At 59.8% G+C, this 16,067-nt stretch carries 14 protein-coding genes; 10 read left to right on the top strand and 4 right to left on the bottom strand.

Annotation, left to right across the window (positions count from 1 at the left end; all coding sequences use genetic code 11):
* Positions 1-8: 8 nt before the first annotated feature.
* The 5 genes from D0851_RS10965 to D0851_RS10945 all read left to right on the top strand — a co-directional run bounded on the left by D0851_RS10965 (position 9) and on the right by D0851_RS10945 (position 7,389).
* On the top strand, positions 9-647 hold the full coding sequence (locus tag D0851_RS10965; protein ID WP_117618688.1) for an ATP-binding cassette domain-containing protein: 639 nt from the start codon (positions 9-11) through the stop codon (positions 645-647).
* On the top strand, positions 634-1,431 hold the full coding sequence (locus D0851_RS10960) for an ABC transporter permease (protein WP_117618687.1): 798 nt from the start codon (positions 634-636) through the stop codon (positions 1,429-1,431). The genes D0851_RS10965 and D0851_RS10960 overlap by 14 nt, the downstream gene beginning before the upstream one ends.
* A gap of 23 nt (positions 1,432-1,454) precedes the next feature.
* A complete protein-coding gene (locus D0851_RS10955) occupies positions 1,455-2,624 on the top strand; it encodes an MFS transporter (RefSeq protein ID WP_117618686.1) in 1,170 nt (389 codons plus the stop codon).
* 186 nt (positions 2,625-2,810) lie between these two features.
* A complete protein-coding gene (gene nifJ, locus D0851_RS10950) occupies positions 2,811-6,404 on the top strand; it encodes a pyruvate:ferredoxin (flavodoxin) oxidoreductase (RefSeq protein WP_117618685.1) in 3,594 nt (1,197 codons plus the stop codon).
* Positions 6,397-7,389, top strand: coding sequence for a dihydroorotate dehydrogenase-like protein (locus tag D0851_RS10945; protein ID WP_117618684.1), 993 nt, complete (start codon positions 6,397-6,399; stop codon positions 7,387-7,389). Before nifJ ends, D0851_RS10945 begins: the two co-directional genes overlap by 8 nt.
* Positions 7,390-7,392: 3 nt before the next feature.
* On the opposite strand, the gene D0851_RS10940 is transcribed toward D0851_RS10945, so the two are convergent.
* Complete coding sequence (locus tag D0851_RS10940) at positions 7,393-7,797, bottom strand: acyl-CoA thioesterase (protein ID WP_117618683.1); 405 nt, start codon at positions 7,795-7,797, stop codon at positions 7,393-7,395.
* A 193-nt stretch (positions 7,798-7,990) separates the two neighbouring features.
* Here D0851_RS10940 and D0851_RS10935 point away from each other — a divergent pair, with 193 nt between their 5' ends.
* The 5 genes from D0851_RS10935 (at position 7,991) to phoU (ending at position 13,479) form a co-directional block, all read left to right on the top strand.
* On the top strand, positions 7,991-9,034 hold the full coding sequence (locus tag D0851_RS10935; RefSeq protein WP_264756441.1) for a substrate-binding domain-containing protein: 1,044 nt from the start codon (positions 7,991-7,993) through the stop codon (positions 9,032-9,034).
* Positions 9,035-9,169: 135 nt separating this feature from the next.
* Positions 9,170-10,558: a phosphate ABC transporter permease subunit PstC gene (gene pstC / locus D0851_RS10930; protein WP_117618681.1), complete on the top strand. Its 1,389-nt coding sequence runs from the start codon at positions 9,170-9,172 to the stop codon at positions 10,556-10,558.
* On the top strand, positions 10,551-11,825 hold the full coding sequence (gene pstA / locus D0851_RS10925) for a phosphate ABC transporter permease PstA (protein WP_117618680.1): 1,275 nt from the start codon (positions 10,551-10,553) through the stop codon (positions 11,823-11,825). Before pstC ends, pstA begins: the two co-directional genes overlap by 8 nt.
* A 10-nt stretch (positions 11,826-11,835) precedes the next feature.
* Positions 11,836-12,723: a phosphate ABC transporter ATP-binding protein PstB gene (gene pstB, locus D0851_RS10920; RefSeq protein ID WP_117618679.1), complete on the top strand. Its 888-nt coding sequence runs from the start codon at positions 11,836-11,838 to the stop codon at positions 12,721-12,723.
* Between the two features lie 33 nt (positions 12,724-12,756).
* Positions 12,757-13,479 carry a phosphate signaling complex protein PhoU gene (phoU, locus tag D0851_RS10915; RefSeq protein ID WP_117620366.1) on the top strand — a complete coding sequence of 241 codons (723 nt, stop codon included), beginning with the start codon at positions 12,757-12,759 and terminating at the stop codon, positions 13,477-13,479.
* A 105-nt stretch (positions 13,480-13,584) separates the two neighbouring features.
* On the opposite strand, the gene D0851_RS10910 is transcribed toward phoU, so the two are convergent.
* From D0851_RS10910 to D0851_RS10900, 3 genes are all read right to left on the bottom strand, one after another.
* On the bottom strand, positions 13,585-13,950 hold the full coding sequence (locus D0851_RS10910) for a histidine triad nucleotide-binding protein (RefSeq protein WP_117618678.1): 366 nt from the start codon (positions 13,948-13,950) through the stop codon (positions 13,585-13,587).
* Positions 13,951-13,991: 41 nt separating this feature from the next.
* Positions 13,992-15,287 carry an FAD-dependent monooxygenase gene (locus D0851_RS10905; protein WP_117618677.1) on the bottom strand — a complete coding sequence of 432 codons (1,296 nt, stop codon included), beginning with the start codon at positions 15,285-15,287 and terminating at the stop codon, positions 13,992-13,994.
* Between the two features lie 82 nt (positions 15,288-15,369).
* Entirely contained in the window at positions 15,370-15,927 is a 558-nt protein-coding gene (locus D0851_RS10900) for an aminoacyl-tRNA deacylase (protein WP_117618676.1), read from the bottom strand.
* Between the last annotated feature and the right edge of the window lie 140 nt (positions 15,928-16,067).

The following is a 16,067-nucleotide window of genomic DNA, read 5'->3' as shown; positions in this document are numbered from 1 at the left end:
GCTTGTGAATGGTTCGGAGTTGCCCGGGCGAGCCGGTTTTGAAGGCACTATTGCTGGAAGGCGTCCGTGTCGGCAGCCTGGATGAGGTATCGATGGCTGTGCCCGGAGGGCAAGTGGTCTGCTTGTCCGGGCCTTCCGGCAGCGGTAAAAGCCGGTTGCTGCGTGCCGTTGCAGACCTGGAGCCCCATGGCGGCAGCATCTCGCTCAATGGCACCGATCAGCTTTCCCTGCCAGCGCACCAGTGGCGCAGGCGTGTGGTGATGGTGCCGGCGGACAGCCAATGGTGGTTTGATGATGTGGCTGCTCACTTCCCTGGTACGACTGGTGACCTGCTACCACCGGCGCTGGGTTTTCCTCCAGAGGTGATGGGCTGGTCGGTCAGCCGGCTGTCTTCCGGGGAGCGGCAGCGTCTGGCGCTCTGGCGTGCCCTTGCCATGCAACCGGAAGCGCTGTTGCTGGATGAACCTACTGCCAATCTGGATGGCGAGACCACGGAAACCATTGAAATCTGGCTGCTTGAGGAGATTCGACGGCGGCAGATTGCCACCCTCTGGGTTGCCCACGACCCGGCGCAGATCCACCGCGTCGCCAATGCACACTACCGGATTTACGGAGCCAGACTGGAGCCTGTCCATGGACGTGATTGATCTGGTCTGGTGGAAACTCGGGCTGGCAGCTCTGCTGATTCTGGCCCTGGCGGTGACCGGGTATCTGGCCCGACTGGGCATTACCCGCAACCTGCTGGTTGCCGCTTTGCGCACGGTCATCCAGTTAGCCCTGATCGGACTGGTGCTGGAGGTCCTGTTCGCCTCCTCCGGGTTCTACTGGATTGCCCTGATGGCATTGGTCATGCTGCTGGTCGCGGGCAGGGAAGTGGTAGCGCGCCAGAGCCGGCGGCTGCAGGGAGGGTGGGCCTTTGGTATTGGTACCGGGGCTATGTTCGTGTCCTCCTTTACTGTCACGGTGCTGGCGCTGAGCGTGGTGATCGGCCCAACCCCCTGGTATGCCCCTCAATACGCCATTCCGTTGCTGGGTATGATGCTCGGCAACACCATGACCGGTGTCAGCCTGGCACTGGACCGGCTGAACGAGTCGGTCTGGCGGCAACGGGCGGTCATCGAGAACCGGCTGATGCTGGGGCAAACCTGGCAGCAGGCACTGGAGGATATCCGGCGGGAGGCCATGCGCAGTGGCATGATGCCTTCGATCAACGCTATGGCGGTTGCCGGTATTGTCAGTTTGCCGGGCATGATGACCGGTCAGATTCTGGCGGGCAGTCCGCCTGCGGTGGCGGTGAAATACCAGATTCTGGTGATGCTCATCATCACGGCAGGCACCGGTTTTGGTGCAGTGATGGCGGTCTCCTGGGGTGGCCGCAGGCTGTTTGATGATCGAGAACGTTTGCGTCTGGACCGGTTGGTAAAGTCCTGAGCCAGGGAGAAAAGACAACAATAATGATCGACCTGCTAAGACGTTACCCCCTGCCTGTTATCGTGCTGGCCCAGTTGTTCGGTACTTCCCTGTGGTTCAGCGTTAACGGCGTCTGGTTATCGCTCTCCGGCGAGCTGGGCCTCACGGAGACCGATCTGGGCCGGCTGACGCTGGCGGTCCAGGCCGGCTTTATCGTGGGCACTCTGACCATCGCTGTAACCGGGCTGGCGGACCGGTTTGGCGCCAGCCGGATTTTTGCGGTGTCGAGCCTGCTGGGGGCATTGGTGAACGGTGGATTTGTTTTTGCCGCCCATCTGCCACCCCTGGATTTCCTGCTGCGGTTTGCCACAGGCCTGTGCCTGGCCGGTATCTATCCGCTCGGCATGAAAATGGTCATTGCCTGGACACCGAAATACGCCGGCGCGGCCCTGGCGTGGTTGGTGGGCATGCTGACACTTGGCACCGCATTGCCTCATCTTATGCGCGGCGCCACATTCGGCCTGCCCTGGGAGTTGCCGTTACTGGTGGCATCGGTGTTGGCGCTGGCTGGAGGTGCCATGGTGTTCCTGTTGGGTGACGGGCCGCATCTGCCCAAAAGCAGTGGTCCCATACCCCTGAGTCAGGGTCTGGCGGCATTGCGTATACCCAGGTTTCGGGCGGTCGCCGGTGGCTACTTCGGGCACATGTGGGAGCTTTATGCCTTCTGGACGCTGACGCCCTTACTGATTGGCCGGGAGTTGCAGCGTTTGGGTGCGGATGACGGGCTCATCCCCTGGCTGGCTTTTGCCGTAATCGGAATAGGGGCAGCCGGTTGTATCGGTGGCGGCAGACTGAGCCGTACCAAGGGGAGCGAATGGGTTGCCTGGCGGGCCCTGATGCTTTCAGGAACTGTTTGCCTGGTATACCCCTGGTTAAGCGGGCTGTCGCCGGTGCTCCTGATTGCCTTGCTGTTTGTCTGGGGGCTTGCGGTAGTCGCGGATTCGCCGCAGTTCTCCGCCCTGGCGGCGGCCACGGCGCCGCGGGAATCGGTAGGCTCGTCGCTGGCGGTAATGAATGCCGTGGGGTTCGGGCTCACCTTGCCGGCCATCTGGCTGACCAGCGGCTTGTGGGGTGACCTGGGGGTCTGGGTGGCGCTGCTGCTGGTGCCCGGCCCGGTATTCGGGCTCTGGTCGCTGGGCCGGGCCAAGGCGTAGGCCGGTTTACCGGTATTCCGACAGCCCGACAGCCAGAACTCTGCGGATGTGTGAGCGTCTTGCCCTGGCCGGGCTTTTTGACGAATTGCGCAAGCTTGGTTCGGCAAGCTGTCCCACCGCTTGTGGCTGATAGCTGCCCCGCCTAGACTCAAAGCAGTCTGACAGTTTTGACAAGGAGTGGTGTTGATGGCATTCCATACCCTGGATGGCAATGAAGCCGTGGCCTCGGTGGCCTATCGATTGAGTGAAACCATTGCCATCTACCCGATCACCCCGGCTTCGGCGATGGGTGAACACGCGGATGACTGGGCTGCGCTTGGCAAGCCTAACCTTTGGGGCCAGGTGCCGGGCGTGGTGGAAATGCAGTCCGAAGCCGGGGCTGCTGGCGCGATGCACGGAGCGCTGCAGGCGGGTTCGATGGTGACCACGTTCACCGCCTCCCAGGGACTGCTGCTGATGCTGCCCAATCTGTTCAAGATTGCTGGCGAACTGTCGCCTTTTTGCATGCACGTTGCCGCCCGCAGTGTTGCCACCCATGCCCTGTCTATCTTCTGTGACCACTCCGATGTAATGAGCGCCCGAGGAACGGGTTTTGCGCTACTGGCCTCGGGCTCGGTGCAGGAAGCTCAGGATCTGGCCGCCATTGGCCACGCGGTAACCCTGGAAAGCCGGGTACCGGTGATGCATTTCTTTGACGGCTTCCGCACCTCCCATGAAATCGGCAAGATTGTGGCGCTCAGTGACGAGGACTTGCAGGCACTCGTGTCTCATGAAGGGGTGGAAGAACATCGCAACCGCCGGATGACCCCCGACCGGCCAGTAGTAAGGGGCACTTCCCAGAATCCGGATGCGTTTTTCCAGGCCCGGGAAGCCACCAATCCGTTCTATCGGGCATTTCCGGAACGTCTGGAAGCCGTCATGGGGCGATTTGCTGAAATCACCGGTCGCCAATATCAGCTGTTCGATTACCTTGGCCATCCGGAAGCGGAGCGAGTGGTTATCCTGATGGGGTCCGGCGCCGAGTGCGCCCACGAGACTGTGGAATGGTTGATGGCGCAGGGGGAAAAGGTGGGCGTCCTCAAGGTGCGGCTGTTCCGGCCCTTCGCCACGGACCGTTTCCTGCAGGCGCTGCCCGAGACCGTGAAACACCTGGCGGTACTGGACCGGACCAAGGAGCCCGGTGCCCAGGGCGAGCCTCTTGTGCTGGAAGTCAGCGGCGCGCTGATGGAGGCCTATAGCCGGGGCGACCGGGAGATTTTGCCCCGGGTGATCGGCGGGCGTTACGGCTTGTCCTCCCGGGAATTCACCCCGGCCATGGTCTGCGCGGTCTTTGACCAGTTAAAGGAGACGTCACCGAAAACCCGCTTTACCGTGGGCGTCCGCGACGACGTGACGCACCTGTCGCTCGACGTGGACAGCGAACTGGATATCGAGTCACCGAAAACCCGCCGGGCACTGTTTTTCGGCCTTGGGGCCGATGGCACGGTCAGCAGCAACAAGGCCAGCATCAAGATCCTCGGCGAGGGCACGGATCTGTTTGCCCAGGGCCACTTTGTCTACGATTCCAAAAAATCCGGCGCTACCACCGTGTCGCACCTGCGCTTCGGGCCGCTGCCGATCCGCTCCAGCTATCAAATCCGTCAGGCCCAGTTCGTGGCCGTCCACGCGCCGCAGTTTCTGGAGCGGTTCGATGTGTTGGAACATGCGGCTCCGGGCGCCACGGTGCTGCTCAATGTGCCCTGGGCTCCGGACCAGGCCTGGGATCGGTTATCCGTGGAAGCCCAGCGGGTATTGGTCGAGCGCAAGGCCCATCTGTTCGTGATTGATGCCGCTGAGGTGGCGGAAAAGGCCGGTCTGGAGCGACGTATCAACACCGTCATGCAGGTGTGCTTCTTCGCCCTGGCGGATATCCTGCCCCGTGATGAGGCCATTGCCCAGATCAAGGAATCCATTCGCCAGACCTGGGGCCGTCGTGGGCCGGAGGTGGTGCGTCGCAATGTGGAGGCAGTGGATTCTGCCCTGGCGAACCTGCATGAAGTGTCTGTGCCGGAGGCGGTGACGGCAACCCGCCGTCGTCCGCCAAGGGTTCCGGAAGATGCGCCGGACTTCGTCCGGAAAGTCACCCGTCTGCTGATGGATGGGCAGGGTGAAAAGCTGCCAGTCAGCGCCTTTCCGCCGGACGGTACCTGGCCGACCGGCACCAGCCAGTACGAGAAACGCAGCATTGCCCAGGAGATTCCGGTCTGGGAGTCGGACCTGTGTGTGCAGTGCAACTTCTGCGCGATGATCTGCCCGCACACCGCCATCACCTGCAAAGTCTTCGAGCCGGAGGCCGGCCAGGGGGCCCCGGAAACCTTCGAAGCGGTACCCGAGACCCATACCCCGGAACTGGAGGGCCTCGACTATCGGATTCAGGTGGCGCCGGATGACTGTACCGGCTGCGGTTTGTGTGTAGAGGTCTGCCCCGCCAGGGATCGGACCCAGCCAAAGCGTAAGGCCATCAACATGAGGCCGGCGGAAAAACACCGGGAAGCGGAGGCGGAAAACCTGGCGTTCTTGCGCAACCTTCCGGACGTTCCCCGGGATCGTATCCCCCGGGATTTCAAGTCGCTGCCGCTGTTAATTCCCCTGTTTGAGTATTCCGGCGCCTGCGCCGGCTGTGGCGAGACTCCGTACATTCGCCTGCTCACCCAGTTGCTGGGCGATCGCCTGCTGATTGCCAATGCCACCGGCTGCTCGTCTATTTATGGCGGCAACCTGCCCACGACGCCTTACACGGTGGATGCGGATGGCCGGGGGCCGACCTGGAACAACTCGCTGTTCGAGGATGCCGCTGAACTGGGTCTGGGCATGCGAATGGGACTGAACAAGCTGGTGGCCCGGGCCCGACAGTTGCTGGACGGACTGAAAGAGCGGCTGCCCCCCGAACTCTACGGCGCCCTGACGGGCCCCTGTGCCACTGTCGACGAGACCGCCGTGGCGGCACGGCGGGAAGCGGTGGGCTGGCTGCGTGATTGGCTGGCGGATCAGCAAGGCCCGGAGACACAGGAACTGGCCGGCCTGGCGGATGAACTGTGCCCGAAGAGTGTGTGGGTGATTGGCGGAGACGGCTGGGCCTATGATATTGGCTACGGTGGTCTGGACCACGTGCTGGCGTCGGGCCAGAATCTCAAATTGCTGGTGCTGGATACCGAGGTGTACTCCAACACCGGGGGCCAGCAATCCAAGGCTACGCCTATGGGTGCGGTTGCCAAGTTTGCCGCCGCCGGCAAGGAAACCCGCAAGAAAGATCTGGGCCTGCTGGCCATGAGCTATGGCCATGTCTACGTTGCCCAGATTGCCATGCAATCCCATAGCAATCAGACCGCCAAAGCTCTGCAGGAAGCCGAAAGCTTTGATGGCCCGGCACTGATCATTGCCCACAGCCCCTGTATTGCCCACGGCTATGATCTGGTGTACTCCCCAGCCCAGCAGCGCCGGGCGGTGGACAGTTGGGCCTGGCCGATCTATCGCTTCGACCCCCGCCGAATTCACGAGGGCCTGCCACCGTTACAACTGGACTCCGTGCGCCAGAAAGTGCCCATGAAGACCTATATGCAGGAGGAAGCCCGCTTCCGCATGCTGGAACTCAGGGATCCACAGCGGTATGAGCAACTGGTGACCGCGGCCAGCGAAGCGGCGAAGGACCAACGCGAGCTGTACATGCAACTGGCGGGCATTCACTTTGAGCCCCATGAGCCGCCAGCAGACCAGGACAAGGGAGTAGACAATCATGACTGACCTGACAATCCAGTGGCTCGGGCTCGACCTGCGCTCGCCCCTGGTGGTTGGTGCCAGCCCACTGACCGATGATCTGGACGCCCTCAAGGCCTGCGTGGATGCCGGCGCCGGTGCAGTAGTCATGCATTCGCTGTTTGAGGAGCAGTTGGTGGCGGAACAGATGGCCGCCCACCACTTTATCGATTCCCGCATCAACATGGATGCCGAGGCACGCTCGTTCCTCCCCGAATCCGAAGTGTTTGAGATGGGTTCCGGCAGCTACCTGAAACGCCTGGAACTGCTGCAAAGCGCGCTGGATGTTCCAGTGATTGCGTCGCTCAATGGCACTTCCCCCGGGGGCTGGACCCAGCATGCCCGGGAGTTGGAAAACGCCGGCGCCTCCGCCATCGAGCTCAACCTTTATGATCTGGTCACTGACCTGTCCGATACTGCCGCTACCCTGGAACAGCGCCAGACCGATGTGGTGCGCTCGGTGGTGGAGCAGGTCACCATCCCGGTCAGTGTCAAACTGTCGCCCTTCTATTCCGCGCTACCAGCTTTTGTCGCTGGCGTGGAAGCGGCGGGCGCCCGGGGGCTGGTGCTGTTCAACCGCTTCTTTCAGCCGGATATGAATCTGGATGAGCTGGAACTGAGCCGGGAGGTGGTGCTGTCCACCAACGCCGAACTGCCTCTGCGGCTGCACGGCGTTGCCATGCTGTATGGTCGGACAGGCCTTGAGATGGCCGTTTCAGGTGGCGTTCATAGTGGCGACGATGCCGCAAAGGCGATCCTGTCTGGCGCCACTGCTGTACAGGTCGTCTCAGCCTTGCTGGCTGAGGGACCCAAGGCTCTGGCCAGGATCACTGAAGAGATGACGCGCAGACTGTCCGGAATGGGCTACGACTCACTGGCCGAAGCCCGGGGCGTCCTTTCCATGGAAAACGCCCCGAACGCTCAAACCTGGGAGCGATTGAACTACGCCCGCCTGTTACATGGCTGGAGATGAAGTTCAGAGGCTTTGCTCGGGTACTTCCCGGATCCGGCCGTGTTCATCGATCGCTACATAAACGAAAAGGCCTTCGGTTACCTTGCGGGGATTCTTCGCGGTGCGGTCCAGAGTCCAGACCTCGACGTTGATCTTCATGGAGCTGCGACCGATATCGACCAGCTCGCAATAACAGCCCACCTGCGAACCAACCCGTAACGGCGACAGAAACTCCATCCGGTCCATGGCAACGGTGGCGTTGCGGCCCTGGGAAATGCGACCGGCCATGGTGGCAGCGGCGATATCCATCTGTTTGACCAGCCAGCCGGCGAACACATCACCATTGGCGTTGGTATCGACGGGAAGGGGAATTACCTGAAGCGCCAGTTCACCACGAGGTGTGGGTTTGTCATCGTCATACGCGGTCATAGTATTGCCTTTAGCAAGCCTGGAATTGTTGTAACCCGCATGGTAGCGGGCTGAGGCGCCGCTGCAAGCAAATTTGAACATTCCGGACTATATTTCAGATGCTGTAACAAAGTTGTCACAGAGTGCCGTTAGTCTGCATCCATCGGTAAAACACATCCGACACAACGTCCAAACCGAATAATGGAGATTTGATGTGATGAAACTGAACAAAGCACTCGCGACCGTTGCGCTGGCCGGCTCCGTAGCCGCCCTGTCCGCGCCGGCCATGGCCCGTGACACCATCAGCATCGTGGGTTCCTCGACTGTTTATCCGTTCGCTACCGTGGTGGCTGAGCGCTTTGGCACCAAAACCGACTTCAGCACGCCGAAGCTCGAGTCCACTGGCTCCGGTGGCGGTATGAAGCTGTTCTGTCAGGGTATTGGTACCCAGCACCCTGACATCACCAACGCTTCACGCCGAATGAAAACCTCCGAGTTCGAGCTTTGCCAGAAAAATGGCGTCAAGGACATCACCGAGTTCCGCATTGGTTCTGACGGCATCGTTATCGCCAGCTCCAGGAATGCCGAGAACCTCGATATCACCCTTGAGCAGCTGTTCCTGGCTCTGGGTTCCAAGGTTCCCGTTGACGGTAAGTGGGTTGCCAACCCGAACAAAAACTGGAGCGACGTTGACTCCAGCTTGCCGAACAAGCCGATCCGTGTAATGGGCCCCCCTCCGACCTCCGGTACCCGTGACTCCTTCAACGAGTTGGCGCTGGCCGCCGGTTGTGACGCGCTGCCTGAGGCAAAGAGCCTGGGCAAAGACGAGCACAGCTCCATCTGCGAAAGCGTCCGTGAAGACGGTGCTTTCATCGAAGCCGGTGAGAACGACAACCTGATCGTTCAGAAGCTGATTGGCGATACCGCCATGTACGGTGTGTTTGGCTACAGCTTCCTGGAAGAAAACTCGGACCGTCTGCAGGCAGCCACTCTGAACGGCATGGTTCCGACCGCTGAGGCGATTGCTGCCGATGAATACCCGGTTGCGCGTTCACTGTTTTTCTATGTGAAGAAGGCTCACATCGGTGTGGTTCCCGGTATCAAGGAATATGTTGACGAGTTCGTCAGCAACGCAGCCATGGGACAGAACGGCTACCTGAAAGACGTTGGCCTGATCGTACCGCCCCGCGCAGCTCTGATGGACCTGATGGATAAGGCTGAGAACATGCGCAACCTGACCCTGGACGAGCTCAAGTAACCCAGAAGTCTTGTAAAACAGGGGTGCGGGTCTCAACAGGATCCGCACCCTTTTGCACGTTTGGACGACCTGGTGCCAGCGCAGAGCCGAATCTGTAAACTGTGCGCCTATCTGAAGTCGAAGACAGGAATTTTCATGCAACCGGCTAATCTTCTTTTGCTGACCCTGGTGCTGGCAGTCGTCGCCTACGGGCTGGGATATGCGCGGTCCCGGTCATTGGCCATGCCACTGGGGGGTATTCGCCACCTCAAGTCCCTGCCTTTCTATTATGGGGCCCGTGCGGCACTCTGGAGCGGTATTCCTGCGCTGATTGTTCTGGCCCTTTGGGCGGCTTTTCAGGGAAAAGTCATTCAGTTGATTGTGATTGGCGGGTTGCCGGAAGGCATGATGCCGGCAAATGAAGGTGAGGCCAGCCTTCTGCTCAGTAAGATCAGCAACGTGGCGAGCGGCGCCTTGCCGCCGGGGTTTGCGGAAGCGCCCATCGCGGAAGCGGCGGAGCGTCTGAAGGCCTTGCGCTCCCAAAGTCAGTTTCTGATGTCGGCCCTTGTAATCGCGGTCGCTGTTCTCGCGGGTTTCCTGGGGTGGCTGAGAATCCGGCCGCGCCTGAACGCCCGGACCCAGGTCGAATCCATCCTCAAGTGGCTCTTTTTCTCCTGTGCCGCCCTGGCCATTCTGACCACCGTCGGCATCATCTTTTCGGTCGCACTGGAAACCTTCCGCTTCTTTGAAAAGGTGCCGTTTACCGAGTTTTTCTTCGGTAGCCAGTGGAGTCCGCAGACTGCACTTCGGGCGGATCAGGTAGCTGCAGAGGGTGCCTTCGGGATGATTCCCCTGTTTACCGGTACGCTGCTTATTTCTGCCATTGCCATGGTGGTGGCGGTGCCGGTCGGCTTGCTGTCTGCTATTTACCTGTCTGAATACGCGAACAAGACAGTTCGCGGTGCGGTCAAGCCGCTGCTGGAAATGCTGGCAGGCATTCCCACGGTGGTTTATGGATTCTTCGCTGCCTTGACGGTTGCGCCCTTTATCAGCGATCTGGCCGCTTCCATTGGCATCGAAGCGTCGTCGCAAAGCGCGCTGGCTGCCGGTGCTGTCATGGGTATCATGATCATCCCATTCGTATCCTCCCTGTCAGATGACGTGATCAACGCCGTACCCCAGGCGATGCGTGATGGCTCCCTTGCCCTGGGGGCGACCCAATCGGAGACCATGAAGAAGGTTATTTTCCCCGCAGCGTTGCCGGGAATCATGGGTGGCATCCTGCTGGCGGTTTCCAGGGCCATTGGCGAGACAATGATCGTGGTCATGGCCGCTGGCCTGGCTGCGAATCTGACTGCTAACCCACTGGAAACGGTCACAACCGTAACCGTTCAGATCGTCACCCTGCTCACCGGTGACCAGGAATTCGACAGCGCCAAAACGCTGGCCGCGTTTGCACTCGGTGCCATGCTCTTCCTGGCAACCCTGTTGCTCAACGTAATTGCCCTGAAAATTGTCCGTAAATATCGGGAACAGTATGACTGATCAACGTTCACAGGCGGAGATTGTCCGCCAGTCGCTCAAGCGCCGCTACCGCAAGGAACGCAGGTTCCGCGCCTACGGAGTTCTGGCAATCGCCATTGCCCTGGGTGCTCTGTTAATCCTCTTTACCGATATCATCGGGAAGGGGTACACCGGCTTCGTCAAAACCACCATCACGCTTGAGGTGAATCTCGATCGCGAGATGATGTACCTGGATGACCCCACGGATGAGCGCCAGCTGAAGATGGCGGATTTTGTGGAGCCTCTTATTCAGGCGCTGATCAAGGAAATTCCGGGAGCGACTGAGGATGATCGGAAGCAGGTAAAAGACCTGATCAACCCGTACGCGTCTGTCGACCTTCGTGATGCGCTCAATGAGAATCCCGGTTGGCTCGGTACCACTCAGACCATGAGTTTCCTTACTCATACGGATGTTGACGTCTATGTGAAGCACGCCGGAGATGAGGCCTACTCGATCAAGCTGGATGAACAGCAGATGGCCTGGGTGGATGAGCTACTGGAAAGGGATGTCATCGAGACTTCTTTCAACGATGTGTTCTTCAGTGGTGGCGACTCCCGGGATCCGTCCAAAGCGGGTATTCTCGGTGCCATTGTCGGGTCTCTGCTCACGATGTTCGTGACCCTGATACTTTCCTTCCCGATCGGCGTGGCTGCGGCTATCTATCTGGAAGAGTTTGCCCCGCAAAACAAGTTCACCGATTTTATTGAGGTCAACATCAACAACCTGGCGGCTGTCCCGTCAATTATTTTCGGTCTGCTGGGTCTGGCGGTGTTCATCAACCTTTTCGGCATGCCGCGGTCTGTTCCGGCGGTCGGTGGCCTGGTACTGACCCTGATGACATTGCCAACCATCATCATATCGAGCCGCGCCGCCATCAAAAGTGTGCCGCCTTCCATTCGTGAGGCTGCCGAAGGCATTGGCGCCTCCAAGATGCAGGTGGTTCTGCACCATGTATTGCCTCTGGCCATGCCGGGTATGCTCACCGGCTCAATCATCGGTATGGCCCAGGCACTCGGAGAGACCGCGCCGCTGCTGCTGATTGGTATGGTCGCGTTTATCGTCGACGTGCCGGACGGCTTCTTCGACTCCGCAACCGTATTGCCCGTGCAGGTGTTCCTGTGGGCAGGCAGCCCCGAGCTGGCCTTTATTGAACGTGCATCAGCCGCCATTATGGTGCTGCTGACCTTCCTGATCAGTATGAATGCACTGGCGATCTGGATGCGTAAGCGTCTTGAGCGCCGGTGGTGAGGAGATTCCAATGAATAGCATTAACCCGACGATTACCAGTGAGGCGTCTCAGTCGGAAGAGGCAGCTGTCCCGATTCAGGAAGAGAAACCGGCGGAAACCATCATCGAGGAAGGCAAAACCGTCGGCAAACCGTTCTCTGACGATCCGAAGTTCAAACTTCGGGATGTTGACGTATTCTATGGTGACACCCGTGCGATCAAGAAAATCAGTCTGGATATTTCCCGCAATGAGGTCATCGCCTTTATCGGGCCTTCAGGCTGTGGTAAATCCACTTTCCTGCGCTGCCTGAATCGCATGAACGACAGTATTGATATCTGTCGTGTGAAGGGGTCTTTGCAACTGGACGATCATGACATCTACGACCCCAAGCGGGATGTGGTTGAGCTGCGTGCCCGGGTCGGTATGGTGTTTCAGAAACCGAACCCGTTTCCGAAGTCGATCTACGACAACGTGGCCTACGGCCCGCGTATTCACGGCCTTGCCAACCGCAAGTCCGATCTGGACGAGATTGTTGAAAACAGTCTGCGCAAGGCCGGCCTGTGGGATGAAGCAAAGGACCGGCTGGATGCCACCGCAACGGGTATGTCCGGTGGCCAGCAGCAGCGCCTGTGTATCGCCCGGGCCATTGCTGTCAGCCCGGAAGTGATCCTGATGGATGAGCCCTGCTCCGCGCTGGACCCCATCGCGACCGCCAAGGTGGAAGAGCTGATCGCAGAGATGTCGGAGAGCTACACTATTGTTATTGTGACACACTCCATGCAGCAGGCGGCCCGGGTATCCCATCGCACGGCCTACTTCCACCTCGGGCACCTGGTGGAAGTGAACGAGACCAACAAGGTATTTACCTCGCCGGAACATGAACTGACCGAGTCCTACATAACCGGCCGTTTCGGCTGATTCCGGACCTGGGGAATTTTGGAGAACAACAGTATGCCTACGAAGAAGGACGACGTGTACGGAGATCACATCTCCAACAAGTTCAATGACGAACTGATGGCGCTCAAAACCGAGTTTCTGAAAATGGGCGGCATGGTTGAAGTCCAGGTTGAGAATGCCATTCAGGCTCTGGTGGATGGTAATGGTCATATGGCCGATGAAATCCGTGCCAACGACAAGAAAGTCGACCGGATGGAAGTAGAGATCGACGAAGAGGCGACACTGATTATCGCCCGCCGTCAGCCTACCGCCCGGGACCTGCGCCTGGTGATCTCGGTCATCAAGATGGTGGCTGATCTGGAGCGTGTGGGTGATGAGGCCAAGAAGATTGCCAAACTGGCCATCAAGCTGACCGAGGAGGGGCAGGCCCCCCGTGGTTACGTGGAAGTCCGCCATATCGGTGCCCACGTGCTCAGCATGCTCCACGATGCCCTGGATGCCTTCGCACGTCTGGACTCCGAGCAGGCCCTGCGGATCATGAAGGAAGACAAGCGGGTCGATGAGGAGTATCAGGCGGCCGCCCGTACCCTGCTGACCTTCATGATGGAAGATACCCGCAACATCTCACGGTGTATGTCGGTCATGTGGGTGCTTCGTGCCCTGGAGCGGGTCGGTGACCACGCTTGCAACATTGCCGAGAACGTGATCTTCATGGTCAAGGGCGAGGACGTTCGTCATACGCCGGTGGAAGAGGCCGAAAGAGTCGTCGGTCGCTGATCGGTTAAACATCGGAGTTAGGACTTCGTCCAGTCAAAGCTGGGGTCGAAATTGGGGTCAGATGAAAGCTTTCATCTGACCCCGTGTTCATGACCCCGTGTTCATTCAGGCCTGCTTCATCTTGTCGGTATAAGGCGGCCACCCCAGCGGCTTGCCGGCCAGGACGTGAAGGTGGATGTGAAACACCGTCTGCCCGGAATTCTCGCCGCAGTTCATGACCACCCGATAGCCGTCATCCGCAAAACCCTGTTCACTGGCAATCTTCGCTGCCACCAGATACAGGTGCCCGACCAGTTCGCGGTCAGCTTCCGTCAGGTCGTTGATGGTGGCGATGGCCTTTTTCGGGATCACCAGAAAATGCACCGGCGCCTGGGGATTGATGTCATTGAACGCCAGGCTGATGTCGTCCTCGTAAATAATGTCGGCGGGGATTTCCCGGTTGATGATCTTGGTAAAAATCGTCTCAGACATGGTGACTCCTTTCTAGTTGTAATGAGTGTCGGGTTCGGGGTTTAACGCTGGTTCAGGCCCGGAATCCGGGCGGTGACCTGTTTTAGCACGGGCGGCAACTCTTCATCGATACCCATGGCATAGCGGGCAACCCGGTTACGGGCGAAGGGCAGGGCGCGGGCGGCGCCGAGGCCGAGGTTCCGGAGCAGGTGCACCGGCGGAACCTGGTTGCTGAACAGGTGGTAGAACACATCCATGGTCAGCATCATCCGGCGGTTGGCCGGGCGGCGTTGCTGCTCGTACTGATCCAGCCATTTCCGGTCAGCCAGGTCGTCGCCGGCGCGCCTGGCTTCCCTGAGCACGCCTTGCAGTGCCTGGGCGTCCTGGAAACCGAGGTTTACGCCCTGGCCCGCCAATGGATTGATGGTGTGGGCCGAATCACCGGCCAGAACCACCCTGCCTGCGAAATAGTGCCTGGCGTGCTGCCGGGCAATGGGAAAAGAGGCCCGGGCGTCGATGTGGGTCAGCGGTGGCAGGCACGATGGGAAGGCCGACTGGATTTCGGCCATCAGTTCGTCGTCGTCCAGTGCCTTCAGGCGGGCCAGTTCATCGGGCGCATCGTACCAGACCAGCGAGCCCCAGCTCTCACCCGGAAAGTCCAGGCCAGCACTGTGCAGCGGCAGGAACGCCCGGGGACCGGAGGGGTGGAAGCCCTGCCAGGTAATGTCCTCAACCGGGCCCTGGTAGCGCACGGAGATCACCATGGCCTGCTGGCCATACTGGTTCCGGGTGGTGCCGATGCCGGCGAGATCCCGGACCCGGGACCGGGCGCCATCAGCGCCGATCACCAGGGCTGCGGTGAGTTCGCGACCGTCGTCCAGGGTAACGGTGGCCGATTCACTGGACAGGGCCAGCGATGAAATGCCGTGTCCGTGAATCAGGGTCACCCGTGGTTCTGCCTCCGCGGTCTGCCAGAGCGCCTGCTGGGTTACCGGGTTCTCGACGATATGGCCGAGATGGTGGGCGCCCAGTTCCGTTGCGTCGAATTCAACTGCAATCAGTTTCCGGGGCACGAGGTTTTGAAGTGGATACCGGGTTTCATCCCACACCGCAAGCCGCTGGTAGGGCGTTGCCCGCATGTTAAGGATTTTGTTCCAGGCATCGATGCTCCGGAGGTAACGTTCACTACCGGCGCTCAGGGCGGATACCCGGATATCCGGGCTGGCTTGCGGGTCGAAGACGGGTGGGGGAGCACGATCAACCACGGCGACACTGAAGCCACTCTGGCCGAGGCCAGTGGCCAGGGCAGCTCCGACCATGCCGGCGCCAACAACCACAATATCAAAGGCTTGAGTCATATCGGTTTCCTGTCTGATGCCCTCAGTTTACGCGATGACGGCGGTCAGACAAGAGATCGGGATCAAGCCGGCATGAAAAGTGTCAGTATCCTGCCATGCCGAATACCCGCTGTTTCGCGGTGTCGTCAGGCCGGCGGCGGTTTTTGACCAGCCAGGCGGGCTTCTGGGCTCCGGGTTTGGTAAAGCCCTGGTTCAGGACCATTGGCTGAACCAGGGTGAGAAAATCCGGTGTTTTCATGTGAACCGATTCGGTATGGCTGCCAGCAGCGAAAGCGAGTTCGGGCTGTTCGGTCAGGGCCTCGGCGCAGTACACGGTCATGCCGAACAGGTTGCCAAATGGCGGCATGGCGCCCACTTCACAATCCGGAAACCGGTCCTGGAATTCCTGTTCATCGGCAAGATCAAGAAAGTCGGTCTCGAGAATCCGGGACAGCCTGTCCCAGCGGATGCGCCAGGTAGCCGGCATGACCAGCATGGCCATTTTGCCATCCAGCTCGATGATCACGGTTTTGACGACACGGTCGCCGGCAATCTTTACGTGGTGGGCCAGTTCCTGGGCGGTAAACGCAGGGGGGTGAGAGAGGCACATGTATTCCACATTTGCCTCTTCGAGGAATTCCTTCAACTGCTGTACCGGCATAGTGACCACCTCCTACCAGCAATGACAGCGTTCCGGAGCCTGCGATTGTTGGCCTGCCGGGCCCCGATGGCCTGGCGGGGCCGGAAAACCCCGCCATTAATGGTCAGCTTAGTTGAGGCTACGCAGTTTGCGAGTAACCA

The organism is Marinobacter sp. Arc7-DN-1 (assembly GCF_003441595.1).
Classification (GTDB): domain Bacteria; phylum Pseudomonadota; class Gammaproteobacteria; order Pseudomonadales; family Oleiphilaceae; genus Marinobacter; species Marinobacter metalliresistant.
Note: the sequence above shows the minus strand (reverse complement) of the source record. Positions and strands in the feature narration are given on the sequence as shown.